Annotated in this window: 19 protein-coding genes; 6 read left to right on the top strand and 13 right to left on the bottom strand. The window is 64.0% G+C overall.

The window, feature by feature from the left end; translation table 11 throughout:
• Positions 1-10: 10 nt before the first annotated feature.
• Complete coding sequence (locus G7047_RS25120) at positions 11-715, bottom strand: helix-turn-helix domain-containing protein (protein ID WP_371813826.1); 705 nt, start codon at positions 713-715, stop codon at positions 11-13.
• An 88-nt stretch (positions 716-803) separates the two neighbouring features.
• Between G7047_RS25120 and G7047_RS25115 the strand changes: the two genes are divergently transcribed.
• The 3 genes from G7047_RS25115 to G7047_RS25105 all read left to right on the top strand — a co-directional run bounded on the left by G7047_RS25115 (position 804) and on the right by G7047_RS25105 (position 4,303).
• Entirely contained in the window at positions 804-2,183 is a 1,380-nt protein-coding gene (locus tag G7047_RS25115; RefSeq protein ID WP_166311091.1) for an AmpG family muropeptide MFS transporter, read from the top strand.
• 151 nt (positions 2,184-2,334) lie between these two features.
• Complete coding sequence (locus G7047_RS25110) at positions 2,335-3,051, top strand: response regulator transcription factor (protein ID WP_166311090.1); 717 nt, start codon at positions 2,335-2,337, stop codon at positions 3,049-3,051.
• Positions 3,052-3,064: 13 nt separating this feature from the next.
• Entirely contained in the window at positions 3,065-4,303 is a 1,239-nt protein-coding gene (locus tag G7047_RS25105) for an ATP-binding protein (protein WP_166311089.1), read from the top strand.
• A 240-nt stretch (positions 4,304-4,543) separates the two neighbouring features.
• Here G7047_RS25105 and G7047_RS25100 read toward each other — a convergent pair whose 3' ends face one another.
• On the bottom strand, positions 4,544-5,833 hold the full coding sequence (locus G7047_RS25100; protein ID WP_166311088.1) for a YbfB/YjiJ family MFS transporter: 1,290 nt from the start codon (positions 5,831-5,833) through the stop codon (positions 4,544-4,546).
• Between the two features lie 105 nt (positions 5,834-5,938).
• Here G7047_RS25100 and G7047_RS25095 point away from each other — a divergent pair, with 105 nt between their 5' ends.
• A complete protein-coding gene (locus tag G7047_RS25095; protein ID WP_166312257.1) occupies positions 5,939-6,835 on the top strand; it encodes a LysR family transcriptional regulator in 897 nt (298 codons plus the stop codon).
• Positions 6,836-6,854: 19 nt separating this feature from the next.
• Entirely contained in the window at positions 6,855-7,922 is a 1,068-nt protein-coding gene (locus G7047_RS25090) for a nitronate monooxygenase family protein (protein WP_166311087.1), read from the top strand.
• Positions 7,923-8,422: 500 nt separating this feature from the next.
• On the opposite strand, the gene G7047_RS25085 is transcribed toward G7047_RS25090, so the two are convergent.
• The 11 genes from G7047_RS25085 to G7047_RS25035 form a co-directional block, all read right to left on the bottom strand.
• Positions 8,423-9,181, bottom strand: a complete 759-nt coding sequence (locus G7047_RS25085; protein ID WP_166311086.1) for a hypothetical protein — start codon at positions 9,179-9,181, stop codon at positions 8,423-8,425.
• 29 nt (positions 9,182-9,210) lie between these two features.
• A complete protein-coding gene (locus tag G7047_RS25080) occupies positions 9,211-10,260 on the bottom strand; it encodes a capsular polysaccharide synthesis protein (RefSeq protein ID WP_240939258.1) in 1,050 nt (349 codons plus the stop codon).
• Positions 10,179-11,225 (bottom strand): glycosyltransferase family 2 protein, encoded by a 1,047-nt coding sequence (locus tag G7047_RS25075; RefSeq protein WP_166311085.1) that lies wholly within the window; start codon positions 11,223-11,225, stop codon positions 10,179-10,181. The genes G7047_RS25080 and G7047_RS25075 overlap by 82 nt, the downstream gene beginning before the upstream one ends.
• Positions 11,222-12,400, bottom strand: a complete 1,179-nt coding sequence (locus tag G7047_RS25070; protein WP_166311084.1) for a glycosyltransferase family 4 protein — start codon at positions 12,398-12,400, stop codon at positions 11,222-11,224. The genes G7047_RS25075 and G7047_RS25070 overlap by 4 nt, the downstream gene beginning before the upstream one ends.
• A 44-nt stretch (positions 12,401-12,444) precedes the next feature.
• Complete coding sequence (locus G7047_RS25065) at positions 12,445-13,740, bottom strand: O-antigen ligase (protein ID WP_240939257.1); 1,296 nt, start codon at positions 13,738-13,740, stop codon at positions 12,445-12,447.
• 188 nt (positions 13,741-13,928) lie between these two features.
• Positions 13,929-14,135, bottom strand: coding sequence for a zinc-finger domain-containing protein (locus G7047_RS25060; protein WP_166311083.1), 207 nt, complete (start codon positions 14,133-14,135; stop codon positions 13,929-13,931).
• Between the two features lie 5 nt (positions 14,136-14,140).
• The gene (locus G7047_RS25055) at positions 14,141-15,079 is read right to left on the bottom strand and encodes a branched-chain amino acid transaminase (protein ID WP_166311082.1); all 939 of its coding nucleotides are present in this window, start codon (positions 15,077-15,079) and stop codon (positions 14,141-14,143) included.
• A gap of 42 nt (positions 15,080-15,121) precedes the next feature.
• Positions 15,122-15,568 carry a glycerate kinase gene (locus tag G7047_RS25050; protein ID WP_166311081.1) on the bottom strand — a complete coding sequence of 149 codons (447 nt, stop codon included), beginning with the start codon at positions 15,566-15,568 and terminating at the stop codon, positions 15,122-15,124.
• A gap of 74 nt (positions 15,569-15,642) precedes the next feature.
• Positions 15,643-16,467, bottom strand: coding sequence for a class I SAM-dependent methyltransferase (locus G7047_RS25045; protein WP_166311080.1), 825 nt, complete (start codon positions 16,465-16,467; stop codon positions 15,643-15,645).
• Positions 16,468-16,600: 133 nt separating this feature from the next.
• Positions 16,601-17,989 (bottom strand): DNA repair protein RadA, encoded by a 1,389-nt coding sequence (radA, locus tag G7047_RS25040; protein WP_166311079.1) that lies wholly within the window; start codon positions 17,987-17,989, stop codon positions 16,601-16,603.
• A gap of 64 nt (positions 17,990-18,053) precedes the next feature.
• Complete coding sequence (locus G7047_RS25035; RefSeq protein ID WP_371813825.1) at positions 18,054-18,791, bottom strand: GntR family transcriptional regulator; 738 nt, start codon at positions 18,789-18,791, stop codon at positions 18,054-18,056.
• Positions 18,792-18,844: 53 nt separating this feature from the next.
• Between G7047_RS25035 and G7047_RS25030 the strand changes: the two genes are divergently transcribed.
• Entirely contained in the window at positions 18,845-20,548 is a 1,704-nt protein-coding gene (locus G7047_RS25030) for a thiamine pyrophosphate-binding protein (protein ID WP_166311078.1), read from the top strand.
• Positions 20,549-20,609: the final 61 nt, after the last annotated feature.

The following is a 20,609-nucleotide window of genomic DNA, read 5'->3' as shown; positions in this document are numbered from 1 at the left end:
TGTGCTGAAATCAGCCCTTGCGCAGATCGCGTGCGCCGATATTTCTGTCGCGGCGAAGCGCAAAAGCCAGCGCGCTGGCGCTGCGGTAGCCCCATCGCAGCGCCGTGTTTTCGAGCGATTCGCCGCGTGCCAGCGCGGTCTCGGCCGCGTCCAGTCTCAGATCGCGCAGCCATTGCTGGGGGGTCTTGCCGGTCAGCTCCTGCCAGCGCACATGAAAGCGCTGCGGGCTCAGATGCACGAGCGCGGCCATGCGGCGGGTGTTCCAGTCTTCATGCAGGCTGCGCGCCACTTGCAGGTTGACAATCTGCAGATCCAGATCGCGGCGCGCAAGCACGCGCGGTGCGTCGAGCAGCGCGGCCAGATGATCGCTCGCATCCGCATCCAGCACGGGCTGCTTGCCGCGCAGTGGGGCCGGCACGGAAAAGCGGCGCGTGCGCCCAGTGCTGCCCACATCCGGCGCGTCGATCACCACCAGTTGCGCGCCAGGCGCGGCGAGAAAGCCGTGCTCCACGCCTGCCGGAACGACCATGCCGCAAGCCGTATCGACAAAGGCCGCGCGCCCCGCCACCTCCAGCTCCATGCGGCCGTGCAGCGCGTAGAGCACCTGCGCATGGTCGTGCGCATGCGCCGTGTGTTCGCCGCTGTATTGGCGAATCGACGCGACAGGCTCGGTGAGCGCGGTGGAACTGTGGACATGGCGTGCCATGGAGCGCATGGTAGCGCCAGCGCCGGGCGACTGTCCGCATAATGTGCGCATTCGCTTTTACATGCGCCTTCGCGCGGCCGCTCCAAAGACCTCCTGCATGTCCGACTCCACTCTCTTCGAAGCCCCCTCCAAACGCTCGTGGCGCGAGTCGCTGCTGGTCTATCTGCAACCCGAGAGCCTGCGCATGCTCTCGCTCGGGTTCGCGGCCGGGCTGCCACTGATGCTGGTGTTGGGCACGCTGTCGTTTCGCCTGCGCGAGGCGGGCATCGACCGGGGCACCATCGGGCACCTGAGCTGGGTGGGTCTGGCCTACGGTTTCAAATGGATCTGGGCACCCATCGTCGACCGCGTACCGCTGCCGGGCCTCACCCGCGCGCTCGGGCGTCGGCGCAGCTGGCTGCTGCTCGCGCAGATCGGCGTGATGTGCGGCCTCGCGAGCATGGCGCTCGCGAATCCGCAGACCGCCCTGCAGCCGATGGTGATGTGGGCGCTGCTCACCGCCTTCGCCTCGGCCACGCAAGACATCGCGCTCGACGCTTACCGCATCGAATCCGCGCCGGAAAAAGAGCAACCCGCGCTTGCCGCGAGCTACCAGACCGGCTACCGCCTCGCGATGATCTGGTCCGGTGCGGGCGTGCTGTGGCTGGCCGCGCGCTCCGAACTCGCGGGCGCGGCGGGCAGCTACCAGAACGATGCCTGGCAAACCGCCTACCTCGTGATGGCCGTGTCCATGCTGGTAGGCATCGCCACCGTGTTGATCTCGCCCGAACCCAAGCGGGTGGAAATGCCACCCGCCCGCAACGCGGCCGAATGGCTGCAGAGCACGCTGATCGAGCCGTTCGCGGACTTCTTTCGCCGCTACAAATGGCATGCCGCCGTGATCCTCGCACTGATCGCGGTCTACCGCATCAGCGACGTGGTCATGGGCATCATGGCCAATCCGTTCTATGTGGACACCGGCTTCACCAAGGAAGAGGTCGCCACCGTCACCAAAGTCTACGGCGTGATCATGACACTGGTCGGCGCGTTCGTCGGCGGCAGCCTGTCCATGCGCTTCGGCGTGATGCGCATCCTCATGCTCGGCGCGATCCTCAGCGCCTTCACCAACCTGCTGTTCGCCTGGCTCGCGGGCTACGGCCACAGCGTGCCCGCGCTGATCGCCGTGGTCTCGGCCGACAACCTGGCCTCGGGCATCGCCTCGGCCGCGTTCGTGGGCTATCTGTCGAGCCTCACCAACATCAGCTACTCGGCCTCGCAGTACGCGCTGTTTTCCTCCCTCATGCTGCTGCTGCCCAAGTTCATCGCGGGCTTCTCGGGCGACTACGTGAACGCGCACGGCTATGCCAACTTCTTCGTCAGTACGGCGGCGCTGGGCCTGCCGGTGCTGCTGCTGGTGTGGGCCGCCGGTCATGTGAAGAAGAGCGGCGCGGCGCCACAGACGTCGCGGACGAGTGAGCACTCACGCGTTGACGGATGACGGAAAAGGAGCGCTTTACCTTTCTTTACGGAAACCGGGAACAGGCGCAGCACTCCTCATGCACCATTTCGTTCAAGCATCGCTGTCCGCATCCAACACTGCAGTCGATGCCTGACCGAATCTCCTCGAACCCCAAAGAACAACACACGCCATGCCTCACAACCTGCTGATGATTGAAGATGACACCCGCCTCGCCCAGATGGTGAGCGAGTATCTCGGGCAATCCGGCCTGCAAGTCACGCACTGCGGCGATGGCACGAGCGGGCTGGCGCGATTGACGGGGCCGGACGCAAATGCGCTGCCCGATTTGGTGATCCTCGACCTGATGCTGCCCGACATGGATGGCCTCGAAATCTGCCGCCGCATCCGCGCTCTGCCTGCGCCCGCGTCGCAGGTGCCGGTGCTGATGCTGACCGCCAAGGGCGACCCGATGGACCGCGTGATCGGCCTAGAGATCGGCGCCGACGACTACCTACCCAAGCCCTTCGAACCCCGCGAGCTGCTGGCGCGCATCCGCGCCATCCTGCGCCGCCGCGAGACCGGCACGCAACCAGCGACGACCTCGCTGCGTTTCGGCTCTCTCGAAATCGACCGCGACGCGCGCACCGTGTCTGTGAACGGCCAGCTCGCCGATCTCACTTCCTACCAGTTCGACCTGCTCGTGACGATTGCCGAACGCGCGGGCCGCGTGCTCACCCGCGACCAGATCATGGAGGCCGTGCGCGGCCGGGAGCTGGAGGCGTTCGACCGCTCCATCGACGTGCACATGGGCCGCATCCGCGCGGCCATCGAGGCCGATCCCAAGAACCCGCGCCGCATTCTGACGGTGCGCGGCGTCGGCTACGTTTTCGCCAAACAGCAGGATTGATTGATTTTTTTCCATGTCTCTGATCAGCCCGTTCTCCCGTCGACTCTATCTGCGCATCTGGCTCGCGGTGGTCGGCGGCATGCTGGTCTTTGCGTTCGCCGTGGGCCTCGCGTGGCGCTGGGCGGCGGAGCACAACGCGCAGAATCTGCAGCAGCCACCGGCACGCGAAATCGTGATCACCGATGCCAGCGGCAAGCCGGTGCTGCAGGGCCTGGCCACCCGCGAGCGGCGCGAGCCCGGTGACCCCACGGAATACAACATCGAGACCGAGTCGGGCGACAAGCTGCAGTTGCAGCTGTCGGCTCGCGCACCACGTCCCGACGGACGCGGCGGCCCGCCGCACGATGTGGCGTTCTGGCTGCGTCCACCATTTGGTTTTTTCTGGATGCTCGCAGGCGTGGGCATCGCCGTCACCATCGGCGTGTTTCCCATCATTCGCAAGCTGCTGCAGCGGCTTGAGAATCTGCAGCGCAGCGTCAAGCGCTTTGGCGAGGGCGATCTCAAAGTGCGGGTGCGCACGCAGGGGCACGACGAGGTGGCCGATCTGGCGCGCCAGTTCAACGCAGCAGCCTCACGCATCGAGACGCTGGTGGATTCGCACAAGTCGCTGCTCGCCAACGCATCGCACGAGCTGCGCTCACCGCTCACCCGCATCCGCATGGGCATGGAGCTGATGCAGGATGGCGTGCCCTCGCCCGCCTCACGCGCCGAAATTCTGCGCAACATCACCGAGCTCGACCAGCTCGTTGATGAAATCCTGCTGGCCAGCCGCCTTGATGCGGGCGCGACCAACATCGGCACGCTGGAGCCAGTCGATCTGCTGGGTCTTTCGGCCGAGGAATGCATGCGCGTCGATGCCGATCTGAACGCACACACCGACGGGCTGTCTGCCACGGACCTCGATGTGCAAGGCATCTCCAAGCTGCTGCGCCGCGCGGTGCGTAATCTGCTGGAGAACGCGCGCCGCTACAGCCTCGGCGAGATCACGCTGGACCTCACGCGCGAGGGAGATCACGCGGTGATTCGCGTGAGTGATCATGGGCCGGGGGTGCCTGCGGAGCAGAGGGAACGGATCTTTGAGCCGTTCTACCGGCTGCCTGGGGCCAGTGAGCGGTCTGGGGGGGTGGGGCTTGGGTTGGCTTTGGTGCGGTCTATTGCAGAGCGGCACCATGGGAGTGTGCATTGTGAGGGGCGGTCTGACGGAGCGTCAGGGGCTTGTTTTGTTTTGCGGCTGCCCGTAGACGGGGCTTGATTTTTTAGTCTCTGCTTGGTGGTTGAGAGCGGAGGCCGGGACTGCCCCCGGCGGGGCAGTAACTTTTTGCTTGCGCGCAAAAAGTCACCAAAACCGCGCTTGGAAGTCATGCGGCAAAACTCACTGCGCGCCTGCGGCGCTCCGTTCAGACAGCTTGCCGCAAAAGTGATTTGAAGAGGTGTGTTCGGCACTTCGCTGCGCTCGTGCCTTTTTCTCGCGACTTCGCGAGATGCTTTCGATTCATGCTTTTTGGGGCCAGCGCCATATCGAGATTGCGTACATGGCTGCGCCCAATACCAATGACATGGCTGCCAGTGCTAGACCATTTTCAAAACCCTTTCCGTTTTCTGCGTGGTGCAGCAGCCAGTTCACCAGGGGTGGGCCTGCGATCTGGCCTATTCCGTAGAGCACACTGACCAGGGCCACGAAGCTGTCGGCCGAGGTCGGCCAGAGTCTTCTGGCTTCCTGCAGGCCGAAGAAGGTGATCACGGTGAATGGCAGACCGAGGAGCACGCTGCCAAGTGCGAAGCCAAGCGTGGTGGGCAAGAGCAGGCCTAGCGCGATGCCGGATGCCTGCACCAAATAGGCTGCGATCAACAGCCAGCGACGATCCCAGCGTCCTTTTGCGCGAGTGCTCAGGATCGTGCCGACGACCGCGCCCAAGCCAGCGATGGGCCAGAACAGGTCGGCCCAGATGGAGTTGCCGGGGAGCACGGTGCGGGCGATGACGGGCAGGAAGGTGGCTGAGACGATGTAGCCGAGGCCCGAGAGGCCGTAGGCAAGCGCATGCAGTATGCGTGCGGGGACTGGGGCTGCGGGTTCGGCGGGAGTGGTCTGGGTGGTCGTGGATGCTGCGCCATCTGGTTTTGGCAATGCTGCGCGGCCTGCGATTTGGGGCCAGATGGGGATGCAGAGCAGCAGCGCGAGCACGGCAAAGAGCAGCCAGCCGCTGGTGGCTTGCCAGTGCAGGGCGACCATGCCGCTGGCGATGACGCCGGTCAGCAGAATGCCGAGGCCGGGGCCGGCGAAAATCAGGGCGGCGAGTTCGGGGCGGCCTAGAGCTGCCAGTCGCACCATGCACCACGAGGCGATGCCGAGCAGCGTGATGGCACTGCACACGCCCGCACCGAAGCGCAGCGCGGTCCACAAGGCGGGGGACACCACGGGCAGGGCCATGGCGACGGTGAAGATGACCGTGAACGCGATGCCGAGCTTGGCGAGCACCGCCGGGTGCAGCACGGCATAGGCGCGCGGGGCAAGCCATGGCAGGGCCATGCCGAAGAGTGCGCCCGCGAGGTAGCCGAGGTAGTTGGCGGTGGCGAGCCAGCTGCCCTCCGCAAGCGTGAGGGTCCCGTCGTGCAGCATCATCGGCAGCAGCGGCGTGAAGGCGAAACGGCCTATGCCCATGGCAATCGCAAGACAGGCCATGCCAGCGAAGGCAATGGGCCAGGGCTTCATCGAGCCGCTGGGTTGGCTGGATGCTGGGTCTACTGTCGCGCTTTCCGAGGGGTTCAAGGGAATAGCCTTCATGGGGAATCTGATTTGAATCTCATTTTGAGATTGAATGTTATAAAATCATCTCACAAAAAGATTTTCTTTGCCAACTCCAACGTATCCACCACCCTATCCTGCACCATGGACCTGCTTGCGCTTGAGATCTTCTGTGTCGTGGCCGAGGAGCACAGCGTCACCCGCGCCGCCGAGCGGCTGGGGCGCGTGCAATCCAACGTCACGACGCGCATCCAGCAGTTGGAGGAGCAACTGGGCACGGCGCTGTTTCTACGCGAGGGGCGGCGCATGTTGCTCACGCCCGCCGGGGAGACCCTCCTCGGCTACGCGCAAAAGCTGCTCACGCTGGCCGAGGAAGCGCGTCAGGCCGTCTCGCCCGACCATCCCACGGGGCGGCTGCGGCTCGGCGCGATGGAGAGCACCTCGCTCGTGCGCCTGCCCCACCCCCTCGCCCAACTGCATGCCGCGTGGCCCGAGCTGCGGCTGGAGCTGCGCACCGCGCCATCGCGCCAGCTGATCGAACAACTGCTCACACACGAGATCGACGCCGCCCTCGTCGCCTGGCCGCCGCCGGACATCGACGCCGACGCGCTGGCGCTCGACCGCACCCCGGTCTACGACGAGCCCCTACTGCTGGCCCTGCCCGGCACGCATCCGCCCGTTGCATCGCCCAAGGATCTGCAGTTGCACACGATCGCCGCCTTCACCCGGGGCTGCACCTACCGCCAGATTGGCGAGGACTGGATGCGTAGCGGCAACAAAAAGAACGCACGCCAGCAGCCGCAGGTGATGGAGCTCGCCTCCTACCCCGCAATCCTCGCCTGCGTGGCCGCGGGCAGCTGCGCGGGCGTGGTGCCACAGGCGCTACTCGAGCAGCTGCGCACCCCGCCCGCTCTGCAATGGGTGCCACTCGCGCACTGCACGACCATGCTGGTCACAAGGCAGGGCTACGACACGCCCGCGTTCACCGCGCTGAAGGAACAACTCCTGGCCAGCGCCAATGTCCTGAACCCGCATTCATGATTTCAAGGAGCGCTTTTCCATGACCACCACATCCACCCCTTCGCTGCTCAAGCACCTGAACATCGAACACCCGATCATCCAGGGCCCAATGACCGGCTCAGACACCCCCGCGCTCGCCGCTGCGGTATCGAAGGCCGGAGCGCTCGGAATGCTCGGCTGCGGCATGCGCTCCCCCGCCGCCATGGAAGAAGCCGCCAACGCGGTGCGCCAGGCCACGGACCGCCCCTTCGGCATGAACCTCTTTGTGCAGAAGACCCCCACGCCAGACCCCGTCATCGTCCAACAGGCGATGGACCGCCTCGCGCCGCTGTACGCCGAATTCGGCCTCACCCCCAGCGTGCCCGCGCAGTGGTGTGAAGACTTCGACGCCCAGTTCGAAGCCCTCATCGCACAAAAGCCCACCATCGCGAGCTTTACTTTTGGCATCCTCACCAAGCACCAGGTCGAGCAATTGCACACCGCTGGTAGCTACGTGATCGGCACCGCCACCACGGTCGCCGAAGCCGAAGCCTGGCAGGCCGTCGGCGCCGATGCAGTCGTCGCATCAGGCATGGAAGCCGGCGGCCATCGCGGCACCTTTCTCGGTGATTTCCAGGCCAGCATGATCGGCACCCTGCCCCTCGTCGCCGAGTGCGCGGCCAAGCTGACCATCCCCGTGATCGCAGCGGGCGGCATCATGAACGGTCGCAGCATCGCCGCCGCCCTGACCCTCGGTGCGCAGGCCGTGCAGATGGGCACAGCGTTCCTCGTCTGCCCTGAATCGGGCGTCGGTCCCGCCTACCGCGAAGCGATGGCACGTGCCACCGCGGTGGATACGCGCTGCACCCGGACCATCTCCGGGAGGTATGCGCGTGGCATCGTGAATTCGATGATGTCGCGGCTTGCTGACTTTGAGGACGCCGTTCCTGAGTACCCTGTGCAGAATGCGTTGACGGGGGCGTTGCGCAAGGCTTGTGGCGCTGCAGGGCGTGCGGATTATCTTTCTTTGTGGGCTGGGCAGGGGGTGGGGGCATCTCGTGTGATGCCCGCATCGGAGTTGGTGAAGGTGTTGGTTGATGAGTTGTTGGTTGCTTCTTTGAAGCGCTGATTTTTTATCTTGGCTTGGTTCTGTTGGGGCTTTGATTTCTGAGGCCGGGAGTTCCGCCCGGCGGCGGAGTCACTTTTTGGTCACGCCCAAAAAGTCACCAAAAATGCGTTTTCAATACCCGCGGCAGAACTCACTGTGCGACTTCGCGAGATGTGGGTGCGCAGACGTTGTGCGATTTGCTGGCAACCGCGAGATCACCCTCGCTCAAAAACGCAGTGGGCATTTGAACCCCAACGCAGCCACGCAAACACCCTGGCACGAGCGAAGCGACGTGCCGTAAACACCTCTTTCCAAACTGATTTCCGGCGGTTGCTTGAGCGGAGTGACGAAGGAACGCAGCGAGTTCCGCCGGATGACTTCCAAGCGCGTTTTTGATTACTTTTTGCGCGCAAGCAAAAAGTGATTGCCCCGCCGGGGGCAGTCCCGGCCTCTTCCCTCAACCAACCAGCAACAACCAAAAAAATCAAAGAACAACGGCTGTCAGTACGCAACACTGCCCCTCAATCCCACCACCGCGTCTTCTCCCGCGTATGCCGCTTCTTGAACCGCAAATAAACGTTCTCATTGGCATCCCGCTGCAACCGGTCAAAAATCTCCATCACCACCACCCCAAGCGGATGCAGCTTGCACACGTCCTCCAACCGCCACCGCATATTGCGCAAGGTGTCATCCGTGCCCGGAATGAAACCCGAGACGCCATCGAACAGCCCCACGCGATGGGTCCATAGTTCGTCGAGCGCGGCCTGCTTGTCGGGCGTTTCGGCGTTGACGCCCAGAATGAAGCGCTCCGTCTCGCCGAGCTTCACGGTGTTGGCGAGCAGCGGGCCGTTCATGGCGACGGCGCGCAACAACGGGTCGGTGTCGAGGTCGATGAAGGTGTCACAAGCCGAGAGCAGCCAGCGCATGTCGAGATGTGTGGTCAGAAAATCGCGCTCGGCCATCCACATGCGTTTGAAGCGTTCGTAGTTGGCGGCCACGTCAGCCTCGCGGCGAATCAACACGATGAGCATGGCGTGCTGGTACAGCAGCTCGGACTGGCCGATGAATTCGCGGCGCACCTTGGCCAGGTGTTCGTCGAGATTGACCGATGCGCCATGCGCGTATTTCGCGTCATCACCCTCGCTCTGAATGATGCTCTCGCGCAGCTTTTCAAAGCCCTGTGCATCAAGTCGCTGAACATGTTCATCCGCACCGAAACGCCGACGGTGGCGGGTGAAGGAGAACCATTTTTCGAATGCTGATTTGCGACGATGGATCATGGTGTGTATGTGTCTCGTCTGCCGTAGTGTTAAAGACCCAGATAGTGACCAAGAATGCTGTCAGGGCGCACCAGCCGGCGCTGCGTATACAGGTCCAGCCGCTTGCGGTCGGGCTTGCGCAGTTTGACCATGGGCGGCATCACCGGGGCTCTGGGGCGCATCATGAGTTGCACCTTGAGCAGGCCACGGCTCCAGCGCGCCGCCACGTGGTAGTAAAACGGACCGTCTTCCGCGCGTGCCAGCGCCAGGCGGTAGCCGCCGCGCTTGCGCATCACGTACTGGATCGCCAAGTGCATGGTCAAATATTCGGGCGAGAAAATGCGCTGGCGCAACTGGTCGTAAACACCCTCTTCGCGCAATTTGTCGATGTAGGCTTCGTTGCTGCCGGGAACCACGCGCGTGGTGAATTCGTCCTGCAGATCGACGATGAACGGGCTTCCAGGTGGCGCGGCCATGAACCAGTTTTCAATGACGGGGTAGGCAGCATCGGCCGTGAACTGCTCGAGATAAAAGCCCACATAGTCGCTCTGCGTGCGGGCCTGTTCGTCGATCACCCAATCCAGTGACGTGGTGAGTATCGTGCTCGCATCAAGCCAGATACCGCCATGGCGCTTGAGCAACTCGGCGCGCACCCAGTCGGCGCGCTTGGGAGCGCTCGCCTGCTGCAACGATGGCGGTATGGCGTCCAGATACTGCAGCACGCTGTCCTCGTCGAGGATGCGGATGTCGAACTGCGGGCACATTCGGTGCCAGTTGGCGAAGCAGCGTTCGATGAGCTCGGGCTTGGAGGCACCGGTCCAGAACGCCCAGATAATGCGGGGAATGCTCCGCGTGTTCGGAGCAGGCTTGGCGCCCGTGGCGAGCGGAATCTCGATCAGCTCGAACGACTTGGCGACGTAGTCGCGCACCGGCTTGTTGCGCAGCCGCTCCCAGCCGTAGATGAGGCGCGCGAGCAGCAGCTCGCCCTTGTCGCGCAATGCAATGTCCTGCGGCTGGCTCATGCGGTCTCGCTCGCCTTCAGCCAGCGCTGGAGCTTGGATCTGCGCAGCCACCAGCCACGTGCGCTGTAGGCCTTGCACAAAGCCTCTGGCGAGAGTGGTGATGCGGCCAGAAAGTTCGCGCGAATGCGCTGCACGGCCTCGCGTTTTTTCGGATTGAGGTCGTCCATGGCGTCGACAAAGCGCATCGAACCGATGAAGTTGCGCGCGTTCTGATGCGCAAGCGCGAGTTGCAAGCGCGCGTGGTCCGCGCAGCCACTGGTCTGCAGCGCCATATGAAATTCCTTGAGCGCCATCGACTGGTCCAGTGCCTTGCTCAAATTCGGATTGGCCAGCACGCTCGTGCTGCGCTGGCGGTAGGCAATCCACGGCTCGTCGGCGTAATAGAAACTCGCCGCGCGCAGCATCACGAGCGGCATGCTCGTCATGTCCTCGTAGCATTGTCCGACGGGGAAATGCAGGTCGCGCCCCCACAGCGCGCGCCGTGTGATCTTGGACCATGCGTGCAGCTCGCCGGGCATCAACACATCGGCGAGGGCATCGCATCGGTCCGTCAACAGCGTGCGCGCCGCGCCCGCGAAGGTGCGGCGATGGCGCTCCCCACGCAGGCGGTGCTTGAGCCTGGGTTTCTCGCGCCAGACCGCGAAGTCGCAGAGCACCACGTCGGGGGAATGCGTTGCGACGATGTCGTGCAGCGCGGCCATGCTGCCGGGCAGGATCTTGTCGTCGGAATCGATGAACCACAGATACTCGCCGCGCGCCGCGTCGAGCATGGCGTTGCGCGTGGCACTCAGGCCCCAGTTGCGCTCGTTCTCCATCAGCGTGAGCCGCCCCGGCCAGCGTTCGGCCAGGCGCTGCATGAGCGCGCCCGTGCCGTCGGTCGAGCAGTCGTTGCGCACCAGCACTTCCACGCCCGGCAGATCGGCAGTCTGCTCCATCACCGACGCGAGGCATTCCTCGAGGTACGGCTCGACGTTGTAGGCAGGCACCAGCACGCTGAGCCATGGCGGCGGGATCGATGGAAGTTGTTGCGGATGCTGCGTCATATCTGCGAAAAATCCTGATGGCCGCGCTGCCCGGCCATGATCAGCGAGAACAGCGCCTCGTAGCGCGAGATCATGCGCTCGAGCGTGTAGCGGGTAATGGCGTCTTCACGCCCCTGCCGAGCGAGGCGCTCGCCCTCCCCCGCCTGCGTCAGTACACGCTGCAATGCATCGGCGAGCGACTCGGCATTTGCATGCTCTACCAGCAACCCGTTGCGGTCATGCTCGATCACCTCCTGCACCCCCGGCGCACGCGTGCCGATGGCCGTGCAGCCTGCTGCCATGCCTTCAATGAGCGACAGCGGCATGCCTTCGTAATGCGTGGAGAGCAGACAGATCTGGTGCGCCATCAGCAAGCCGGGAACATCTTTGTGGTGGCCCAGAAACTCCACCTGATCGTCGAGCCCGAGCTCCGCGCTGAGCTTGCGCGCGGCCTTCTGCGCGCTGGCCTTGCCGCCGCCCGCGAGCTTGACGGGCGGCTTCAGGCCACGCGTCTTCAGCAGCGCGATGGCTTGGAGCAGCGTGGTGTGGTCCTTCTGCCGCGCAAAGCGTGCGGCCATGACGATGCCGGGAATGCGTTCGCGCCAAGGGTGGTCGGGCGCCGTGGCGAAGGGCTCGGTGCGGATGCCGTTCGAGATGGCGAGCGTCCGGTCGGTCGGCGTTCCCTTGCCGAGCAGCACCTGCTTGACGCCCTCGGAGCAGCCCACGACGGCGTCGGTGCGCTGCGACAGCCACAGCATCTGCTGGGTGCGCGACCAAGTGTAGCGCTCGCGCGAGTTGTGCTCGACATGCACGAGGTGCGGCACCTTCGCGAGCAGCCCCGCGTAGCGCCCCCAGAGATGTTCGCTGAAACCGTGGGCCACCAGAATGTCGGGCTTGAATCGCTCGCAGATCCGGATAAGCTGCCTCACGGTGGCGATGTGCGCCCAGCCGGAGACCAGCTCCACGGGAAGGCCTTCGTTGACAAGTGCATCCACACGCGCCTGTTCGGTCTGCGGCTTGCGCCTGAGCACCAGCAGTGGCTCGAACTGCTTGCCAGCGAGATGTCCGCGCACGATGTCGATGGCGACCTGCGTGGCACCGGAGAAGCCCCCCGTGACGAAATGCAGCACGCGTGGCCGTCTGGATGCACGGTCTGCGGGCTCAGACGGTGGGCGGGCATCCGTGAACTTTGACATGGCAGCGAGTGTAAAGGAAGCCCCACGCGCAGGGCCTTTGCCCTTCAAGCCTTGGCAGGCGACAAACCACGCGCCGTGCGCTCCAGCCCGATCAACATCGACCACAGCAGGATGAGGCTGAACAGATAGAACATGATGCCGCTGTTATGGGCAAAGAACACCTGCGTGAAGCCGAACCCGATGAACAGCACCGGAACGCAGACCCCGCACATGCGCACGGCCAGCACCATGCGTCGAAGTGGCGGATTGCTGCCCGCGTCCAGCAGGGCCATGCGCTCGCGCGTGGGCCAAAACATCCAGATCGGAAGCAGATAGAACCACAGCAACAGCCCCGTTCCGAGGAAGCCAGTCTTCACAAACACGTCGAGCACCTCGTTGTGCACGAACTTGTATTCGATGATGGCCGACTGGTACTTGCCTTCAGCCACGCGCTTTTGCTTTTCGGCGGTATAGCCCGCCACGCCCCAGCCGAGCAGCGGCTTTTCCATGCCCGCATCGACAGCGAAGCGCCAGTGTTCGAGGCGCTGGCCCACCGAAGTATTGGCATCGCGCTTGGTGTCGTAGACCTTGATTTCCGAGGTCATTTCGTCCCAGCGCGCGCTCAGCATGTCGCGGTTGATCACCGACATCAACCCGACGGCGATCATCAAACCCACCACCACGCGCCAGAACAGCCGTGCACGATAGCGGTACAGCAGTCCCAGGCCGAACGGAAGCACTACCAGCAACGCGAGCCAGCCGCCGCGCGAAGCAGACAGCACCGAGGCATCGAGCCCCGCGACGATGGCAACCACCGCCAGAATCTTCTCGCCCCAGTGCAACTGCTTGTGGATGGCAGCCAGGAACACCGCGAGCAACACCGCCAGCAGCAGCGCCAGATTGCCGTATTGAATGGCATTGGTGCGCCCGGTAGCGCGCCACTCACCAAGACCATGGACCTGCCAGATGGCAATGGCACCGGCACCGAGGCAGCCGACGATCAGCCCCCAGACAAACGCCCGGGGACGCGGCGGAAACACCGTGGCGTAGAGCAGGCACGGGATCGCAAGGATGAATTTGGACGGCCGGTCCCATTGACCCATGCGCTCGGCCGGGTCGGCCAGCGCCACCCACAGCATTGCCATGGCGAACATGCAGGCGGCGAACCACCAAGTAAGCGAGCGCTGCGGTTCAATCACCCAACGCTTGAGCGTGACAATAGCGCCGATCAGCAGCAGGACGGCGCCGTATGAGTATCCGGACGCCAACCAGAGCGCAAGACCGGGAACGGCAAACGCAGCAGCTGAATTCAGCCGAACCGGCCACGACAACGCGGCCGGATTTCCAAATGCAAATTTCAAGGTGAGGGACTCGTGTTGTACCGCAATGGATGCAGAACGCAGTTTGTCCCACAAGCGGGGACCGCTGCCAAGCGTGCAAACATTAATTCACAGCTGTAGCAGCGCGCACACATTCCGCGTGTTGAAACCAACAACGGCGGAGCGAGCGCGTACCCCGGCAGAACGATCAATCCGCGAACGCCGCGAGATCAGTGGCCGGCGCTGACCACTTCGCCTGCCTTCAGGCGATACACCGTGCCGCAGTATGGGCACTTGCCTTCGCCGTGGTGGGCGACGTCGAGATAGACTTTGGGGTGCGAATTCCAAAGCTTCATGTCGGCCTTGGGATTGGGGCAATACACACCGCCCTGCGCATTCAGGTCTTTGGCCAGAAGTTCAACAACAGCTTGGGTCATATCGATTACACCTTGGCAAGCCAGTTGGAGTACTTGGGATTGCGGCCATTGACGATGTCAAAGAACGCGGTCTGGATCTTCTCGGTCAGCGGGCCACGGGTGCCGGTGCCGATTTCAATGCGGTCGAGTTCGCGGATCGGGGTGATTTCCGCAGCGGTGCCGCTGAAGAAGGCCTCGTCGGCGATGTAGACCTCGTCGCGCGTGATGCGCTTTTGAACCACTTCAATTCCCAGATCCTTGCAGATCGCGAACACGGTGTTGCGGGTGATGCCGTTCAGGGCACCGGCCGACAGGTCGGGCGTGTAGACCACGCCGTTCTTGATGATGAACACGTTCTCACCCGAGCCTTCGGAGACGAAACCGGAGCTGTCCAGCAGCAGCGCCTCATCGTAGCCATCGTCCGTCGCTTCCATGTTGGCGAGGATCGAGTTCGTGTAGTTGCTCGACGCCTTGGCCTGCGTCATCGTGATGTTCACGTGGTGACGCGTGAAGCTCGAAGTCTTCACACGGATGCCACGCTTCATGCCGTCTTCACCGAGGTAGGCACCCCAGGCCCAGGCCGCCACGATCAGGTGGATCTTATTGCCCTTGGGCGACACACCCAGCTTTTCGGAGCCGATCCAGGTCAGCGGACGCAGATAGCAGGACTCCAGCTTGTTTTCGCGCACAACGGCCTTCTGCGCCTCGTTCACCTCATCCTTGGTGAACGGAATCGACATGCGCAGGATCTTGGCGCTGTTGAAGAGGCGATCGGTGTGGTCTTCCATGCGGAAGATGGCCGTGCCCTGCTCCGTCTTGTACGCGCGCACGCCTTCGAAAGCGCCGCAGCCATAGTGCAGCGAGTGGGTCAGTACGTGGATCTTGGCGTCGCGCCAGTCCAGCATTTGACCATCCATCCAGATCTTGCCGTCACGGTCAGCCATCGAGGGAACTACGGGGCTCATGGTCATCCTTTTGAATTGCTCTGAGTCGCAAAACCCAGCATTTTACGATTGGGCGGATGAATTGGCTTCCATTTCGATGGCTGGAGCCTCTTCGACAGGCGTTTCGGGGCGCTTTAATTCCCAGCGTACCAGTCGACCATTGACGAATTCGCAGGTCACGAAGGACTGGGTTCCATCGGTCCAGCGGAAGATTTCCGGGTCTGTCCCCTCGGGCGTCTGCAATTCGCCGAGCGAACGCGTCATCGCCAGCACGTGCAGCAAATTCACGCCAGGACGCAGCTTGGCATTCAGCATGACCGCACTGCCAACATAGCCAATCGGGCTCTTGTTGGCCTTCTGCATGACGTTCATAAGGCGCGTGTAGTGCAGCAGCCCCCACATCACCAGGCCGCCCGCGACGGTGATTGGCCCCTGCCAGCCCCAAGCGTTGTACGAGGCGATGAACAGGCAGGCGATACCGATCGGGATGAGATATTTGCGGAAATTCATGGGGCGCATTGTGCAACGGGATGCCTGCATGGCCACTGTGGATGGTGCGTAGAGTCAGGGGAATTCGCCGAGCCCTAATCCACTTTCGGCGCGCCAACGACGTGCGCCTGCATGTTCGCCGTAACCGGCCCCGCGCCGAAACGCTGCGCGAGGGCAGCGGTCGCAATGTCGGTAGCCCTTTCCAGCAGATTCTCGCCGCGCGCCTCGATTTCCGCGCGCAGCGGAGTGCCCTGACAGAAGCCAATCGCCGCATCGCGCGCCGAGTCGGCACGACTTGGCAGCGTCACGGTATCCACCGTGTTGACGCCACCGAATCCTGCGAGGACGAGATCACTCGATATGGCCGCCCGGTCATGGTAGCCATGCGGGATGCGCGCGAGGAAACGGGGCGGGTCCGTCGGAAACAACTGCGCCAAGGACTCGGTCACGATATTGGCGAAATCGTTGTCCTCCATGCGCCCCCATACATTGAACAGCAGCGTGCCGCCCGGGCGCAGCACGCGTCGCGCCTCGGCATAGGCGGCCACCCGGTCGGACGGAAACATGTATCCGAACTGGCACATCACGGCGTCGAACGAGTCCGCCGCGAACGGAAGCTGCATGGCATCGGCCTGGCGCCACGTCACTGCGCGCGAAGTTCCCACGTGCTGCGCCTGCTCCAGCATGGCGGGATTGAGGTCGGTCGCGACGATGGAGGTCGTTGACGGCAATCGATCGGCAAGATGGCGCGTCAGCACACCCGTGCCCGCCGCGATCTCCAGCACGGACGTGGGCGCAAGCAGAACCGCTCGCCCAACCAGATCGGCCGCATAAGGTTCGAAGATCACGGGGACCACGTACCGCTGATAGAACTGCGGGACGGACCCTGAGAACACAGGGTTGCTGGAAGAAGAGTTCATGCTGCTTGCCTCCGACAGGTCGCAGATGCGGCCGGATGCCTGAACCCGGCCACGCACCGTGGCCTGAGGGGAGTCTTACATGCTGCGCCCTGCGCTACAGCGTGGCAAGCGGGAATACCAGCGCCGCAGCGCTTCAGCCCAGCCCCCGCACAATACTCATCGCCTCATCCACCCGCTCCACCGCGTGGATTTCAAGCCCCTCGATGGGCCTCTTCGGCGCGTTGGCCTTGGGCACTACCGCTACGGTGAAGCCGAGCTTCGCGGCTTCCTTCAGGCGTTCCTGACCGCGCGGCGCGGGGCGCACCTCGCCTGCCAGACCCACTTCACCGAACGCGATGAAGCCCTTGGGCAGGGCCTTGCCCCGCAGGCTGCTGGTGATGGACAACATCACGGCCAGATCGGCTGCGGGCTCGCTGATGCGCACGCCGCCGACCGCGTTGACAAACACGTCCTGATCGGCGCAGGCCACGCCTGCGTGGCGGTGCAGCACGGCCAGCAGCATGGCGAGGCGGTCACGGTCGAGGCCCACAGACAGGCGGCGCGGTGCGGGGCCTGAGGAATCGACGAGCGCCTGGATTTCAACCAGCAGCGGGCGCGTGCCTTCCAGCGTCACGAGCACGCAGCTGCCGGGCACGGGTTCGCTGTGCTGCGAGAGAAAGATCGCGCTCGGGTTGGTCACGCCCTTCAGGCCCTTTTCAGTCATCGCGAAGACGCCGATTTCGTTGACTGCACCAAAGCGGTTCTTGATCGCACGGACGAGGCGGAAGCTCGAATGCGTGTCGCCCTCGAAATAGAGCACGGTGTCCACCATGTGTTCGAGCACGCGCGGGCCTGCCAATGCGCCTTCCTTGGTGACGTGGCCGACGAGGATCACCGCGATGCCGGTGGACTTGGCCGCGCGCGTGAGGTGAGCCGCGCACTCGCGCACCTGCGCGACCGAGCCGGGCGCGCTGGTGAGCTGGTCGGAATACACCGTCTGTATCGAGTCGATCACCACCACGGCAGGCTGCGTGGCCTCCATGGTCGCGAGGATTTTTTCGAGCTGGATTTCGGCCAGCACATTCACCTGGCTGTGGTCCAACCCCAAACGCCGCGAGCGCAGCGCCACCTGCGCGCCACTTTCCTCGCCGGTCACGTAGAGCGTGGGCATGCCAGTGCGGTGCAGCGCGTCCATGGCCTGCAGCAGCAGCGTCGATTTGCCGATGCCCGGGTCGCCGCCGATCAGCACCACGCCGCCTTCGACGATGCCGCCTCCGAGCACGCGATCCAGCTCCTCGATGCCGCTCGGGCTGCGCGCCACATCCTGCGCTTCAATGGCGGCCAGCGGCGTGACGGCCTGGGCCTGCGCAAGGCCGGCATAGCTCCCGGCGCTCATGCGGTTCTTGCTTGCGCCCGCGTTGCCGCCCTCGACCACCGTCTCCACCAGCGTGTTCCATGCGCCGCACGCCGGGCATTTGCCCAGCCAGCGCGGGCTGGTGCCGCCGCATTCGGTACAGGTGAAGATTGCCTTGTCTTTGGCCATGGGGTGCTGCACGTGGTGGGTGTGAAGAAATACTGGCTAAATATACAGCATCGACGTCGTTCGCCTATGCCAGTTCATCGGCCAAGAATATCCGCGCGAGCCCCTGCGTCACGGCCTCGACGATCTGTTCGCGGCGCAGCGCGATGTGCTCGTCCATGAGTTGGGCCGCCGCTTGGTTGTCACGACGGGCTATGGCGTCGGCAATGGCACCGTGTTCCTTCTGCGTGGAATCGCGGCCGACTTTTTCCATGTCGATCCAACGGATGAAGCGCACGCGTTCATTGAGGTTGCCGAGCATGCGCGCGAGCTCGCCGTTGCCGGACATCTGCGCGATGCGGTTGTGGAAGGCCTCGTCAAACTCCACCAGTTCGCGCACAGCGGTGCCGGGCGCGGCGGCGCGGCTCTTGTCGAGGAAGGATTGCATCTCGTCAATCTGCGTCTGGCTCGCGCGTTCGACGGCGTAGCGCAGGCATTCGCGCTCGACAGCCATGCGCGCCTCGTACATGTCGAGAACGTCTTGCACCTGCAACGGCCGGCGCATATAGCCGCGCGTGCAGGGCTCAAGAAAGCCTTCGGTCACCAGCCGCGCGAGCGCCTCGCGCACGGGGGTGCGGCTCACGCCGAGGCGCGCGGCGAGTTCGATCTCGCTCAGGCGCTCCCCGGGCTTGAGCTGGTAGCTGATGGCCATGTCGCGCAGCGTCTGAAAAACATCGCTGCCGCGCTCGCGCCGCATGCGCGAAATGGGGTTGGCGCGCGGCTTTTTGACCGCTTTGGCCTTGGGGGGGGATTTCTCCGTCGACATGATTTAAGTATACTCAAATGGATTCTTAACGTATTTACTCAAGGAGATCGGCAATGAGCACAACGCCCATAAATGGTGCAGACGCGATGGTACGGATGTTGCAACACAATGGCGTGAAGCATATTTTCGGTCTCTGTGGCGACACCAGCCTGCCGTTCTACGACGCGATGGCGCGGCTGGATCATGGCATGGACCACATCCTCACGCGCGACGAGCGCAGCGCTGGCTACATGGCCGACGGCTATGCACGTGTGACTGGCAAGGTAGGAGTGTGCGAGGGCCCGAGCGGCGGCGGTGCGACCTATCTGCTGCCGGGGCTGGTGGAGGCCAACGAGTCGTCGATTGCGGTGCTCGGCATCACCACCGATGTGTCAGTGGGCGCGCGCGGCAAGTTTCCGCTGACCGAACTGGACCAGCAGGCCCTCTACAAACCACTGACCAAGTGGAACACCACCATCGACCGCGTCGACCAGATCCCCCACGCCATGCGAAGCGCCTTCCGCGCGATGACCACGGGGCGCCCCGGTGCGGCCCACATCTGCCTGCCGTATGACCTGCAAAAGCACGAGCTGCCCAACCCGCAGGACGTGTGGGCGCAACCCGGCCACGACCATTTCCCCGCCACACGCAGCGCGCCCGATCCCGCCGCCATTGATGACGCGGCAGCACGCCTCGTGGCGGCGAAGTCGCCGGTGCTGATCTGCGGCGGCGGCGTGGTGATCTCGGGCGCAAGCGCCGCGCTCGAAGCCCTCGCCACGCGCCTGAACGCACCGGTGTGCCTGACGGTGAGCGGTCAGGGCAGCCTCGCCGACACCCATCCGCTGAACGCGGGCGTGGTCGGCACCAATGGCGGTGTGCCCGCGACGCGCGCCGTCGTCGCGCAGGCCGATCTGGTGCTGTTCATCGGCTGCCGCGCTGGCTCGACCACCACCGAGCACGGCCAGATGCCGGGGCGCGGCGTGACCATCCTGCACATCGATGTGGATGCGATGACCATCGGCACCAACTACCTGACCGATGTGGCGATGGTGGGCGATGCGCGTCTGGCACTCGAAGCGCTTGATACCGCCGTGCAGAAGATCATCGGGCAGCGCCCAGCGGGCACCTCCGACGGGTGTGCGCTGGCGGCGCAGGCGCGTCTCGAAAAGCTGGCCTTCTTCAACCCGCTCGCGCAATCGGCTGAGCTGCCAATCCGCCCCGAGCGCGTGCTCGCCACGCTCAACAAGCTGCTGCCCAAGCGTGCGATTGCCGTGGCCGATCCGGGCACGCCCTGCCCGTATTTCTCGGCCTATTTCGACGCGCCGCAGGAAGGCCGCCACTTCATCACCAACCGCGCGCACGGCGCCCTCGGCTATTCGATGTCGGCCGCGTTCGGCGCGCAGGTCGGCGCGCCCGATTCGGTGGTGGTGTCGGCCATGGGCGATGGCAGCTTCGGCTTCACCTGCGGCGAGCTCGAAACCATCGTGCGCCGCAATGTGCCGCTCAAGATGATCGTGTTCTCGAACTCGGTCTACGGCTGGATCAAGGCTAGCCAGAAGACGGGCTATGGCGAGCGCTATTTCTCGGTGGATTTCAACCGCACCAACCACGCACGCGTGGCCGAGGCCTTTGGCGTCAAGGCCTGGACGGTGCAGGACCCGAGCGATCTCGAAGGCACATTGAAGGCCGCGCTCGCGCACGATGGCCCGGCGCTCATCGACATCTTCTCGCAGCCGCTGCAGGACACCGCCGTCCCGGTCAGCCAATGGATGGGCTGATCCCCTTCCCCCGACACTGCGCACTGCACACCGATTCGTTTCGATCACCGATTTTTTCTGA

The organism is Diaphorobacter sp. HDW4A (genome assembly GCF_011305995.1).
Lineage (GTDB): Bacteria > Pseudomonadota > Gammaproteobacteria > Burkholderiales > Burkholderiaceae_C > Diaphorobacter_A.
The sequence above is the reverse complement of the archived record's forward strand: the minus strand, read 5'-3'. Positions and strand labels throughout refer to the sequence as shown.

Bases quoted from the DNA above. Each gene is read 5' to 3' on its own strand.
- G7047_RS25060 (WP_166311083.1), bottom strand. From the start codon at position 14,135: ATGACCCAAGCTGTTGTTGAACTTCTGGCCAAAGACCTGAATGCGCAG.
- G7047_RS25075 (WP_166311085.1), bottom strand. From the start codon at position 11,225: ATGACGCAGCATCCGCAACAACTTCCATCGATCCCGCCGCCATGGCTC.
- G7047_RS25050 (WP_166311081.1), bottom strand. From the start codon at position 15,568: ATGAATTTCCGCAAATATCTCATCCCGATCGGTATCGCCTGCCTGTTC.
- G7047_RS25090 (WP_166311087.1), top strand. From the start codon at position 6,855: ATGACCACCACATCCACCCCTTCGCTGCTCAAGCACCTGAACATCGAA.
- G7047_RS25030 (WP_166311078.1), top strand. From the start codon at position 18,845: ATGAGCACAACGCCCATAAATGGTGCAGACGCGATGGTACGGATGTTG.
- G7047_RS25115 (WP_166311091.1), top strand. From the start codon at position 804: ATGTCCGACTCCACTCTCTTCGAAGCCCCCTCCAAACGCTCGTGGCGC.
- G7047_RS25035 (WP_371813825.1), bottom strand. From the start codon at position 18,791: ATGTCGACGGAGAAATCCCCCCCCAAGGCCAAAGCGGTCAAAAAGCCG.
- G7047_RS25055 (WP_166311082.1), bottom strand. From the start codon at position 15,079: ATGAGCCCCGTAGTTCCCTCGATGGCTGACCGTGACGGCAAGATCTGG.
- radA (WP_166311079.1), bottom strand. From the start codon at position 17,989: ATGGCCAAAGACAAGGCAATCTTCACCTGTACCGAATGCGGCGGCACC.
- G7047_RS25095 (WP_166312257.1), top strand. From the start codon at position 5,939: ATGGACCTGCTTGCGCTTGAGATCTTCTGTGTCGTGGCCGAGGAGCAC.
- G7047_RS25045 (WP_166311080.1), bottom strand. From the start codon at position 16,467: ATGAACTCTTCTTCCAGCAACCCTGTGTTCTCAGGGTCCGTCCCGCAG.
- G7047_RS25120 (WP_371813826.1), bottom strand. From the start codon at position 715: ATGCGCTCCATGGCACGCCATGTCCACAGTTCCACCGCGCTCACCGAG.
- G7047_RS25100 (WP_166311088.1), bottom strand. From the start codon at position 5,833: ATGAAGGCTATTCCCTTGAACCCCTCGGAAAGCGCGACAGTAGACCCA.
- G7047_RS25070 (WP_166311084.1), bottom strand. From the start codon at position 12,400: ATGTCAAAGTTCACGGATGCCCGCCCACCGTCTGAGCCCGCAGACCGT.
- G7047_RS25085 (WP_166311086.1), bottom strand. From the start codon at position 9,181: ATGATCCATCGTCGCAAATCAGCATTCGAAAAATGGTTCTCCTTCACC.
- G7047_RS25110 (WP_166311090.1), top strand. From the start codon at position 2,335: ATGCCTCACAACCTGCTGATGATTGAAGATGACACCCGCCTCGCCCAG.
- G7047_RS25105 (WP_166311089.1), top strand. From the start codon at position 3,065: ATGTCTCTGATCAGCCCGTTCTCCCGTCGACTCTATCTGCGCATCTGG.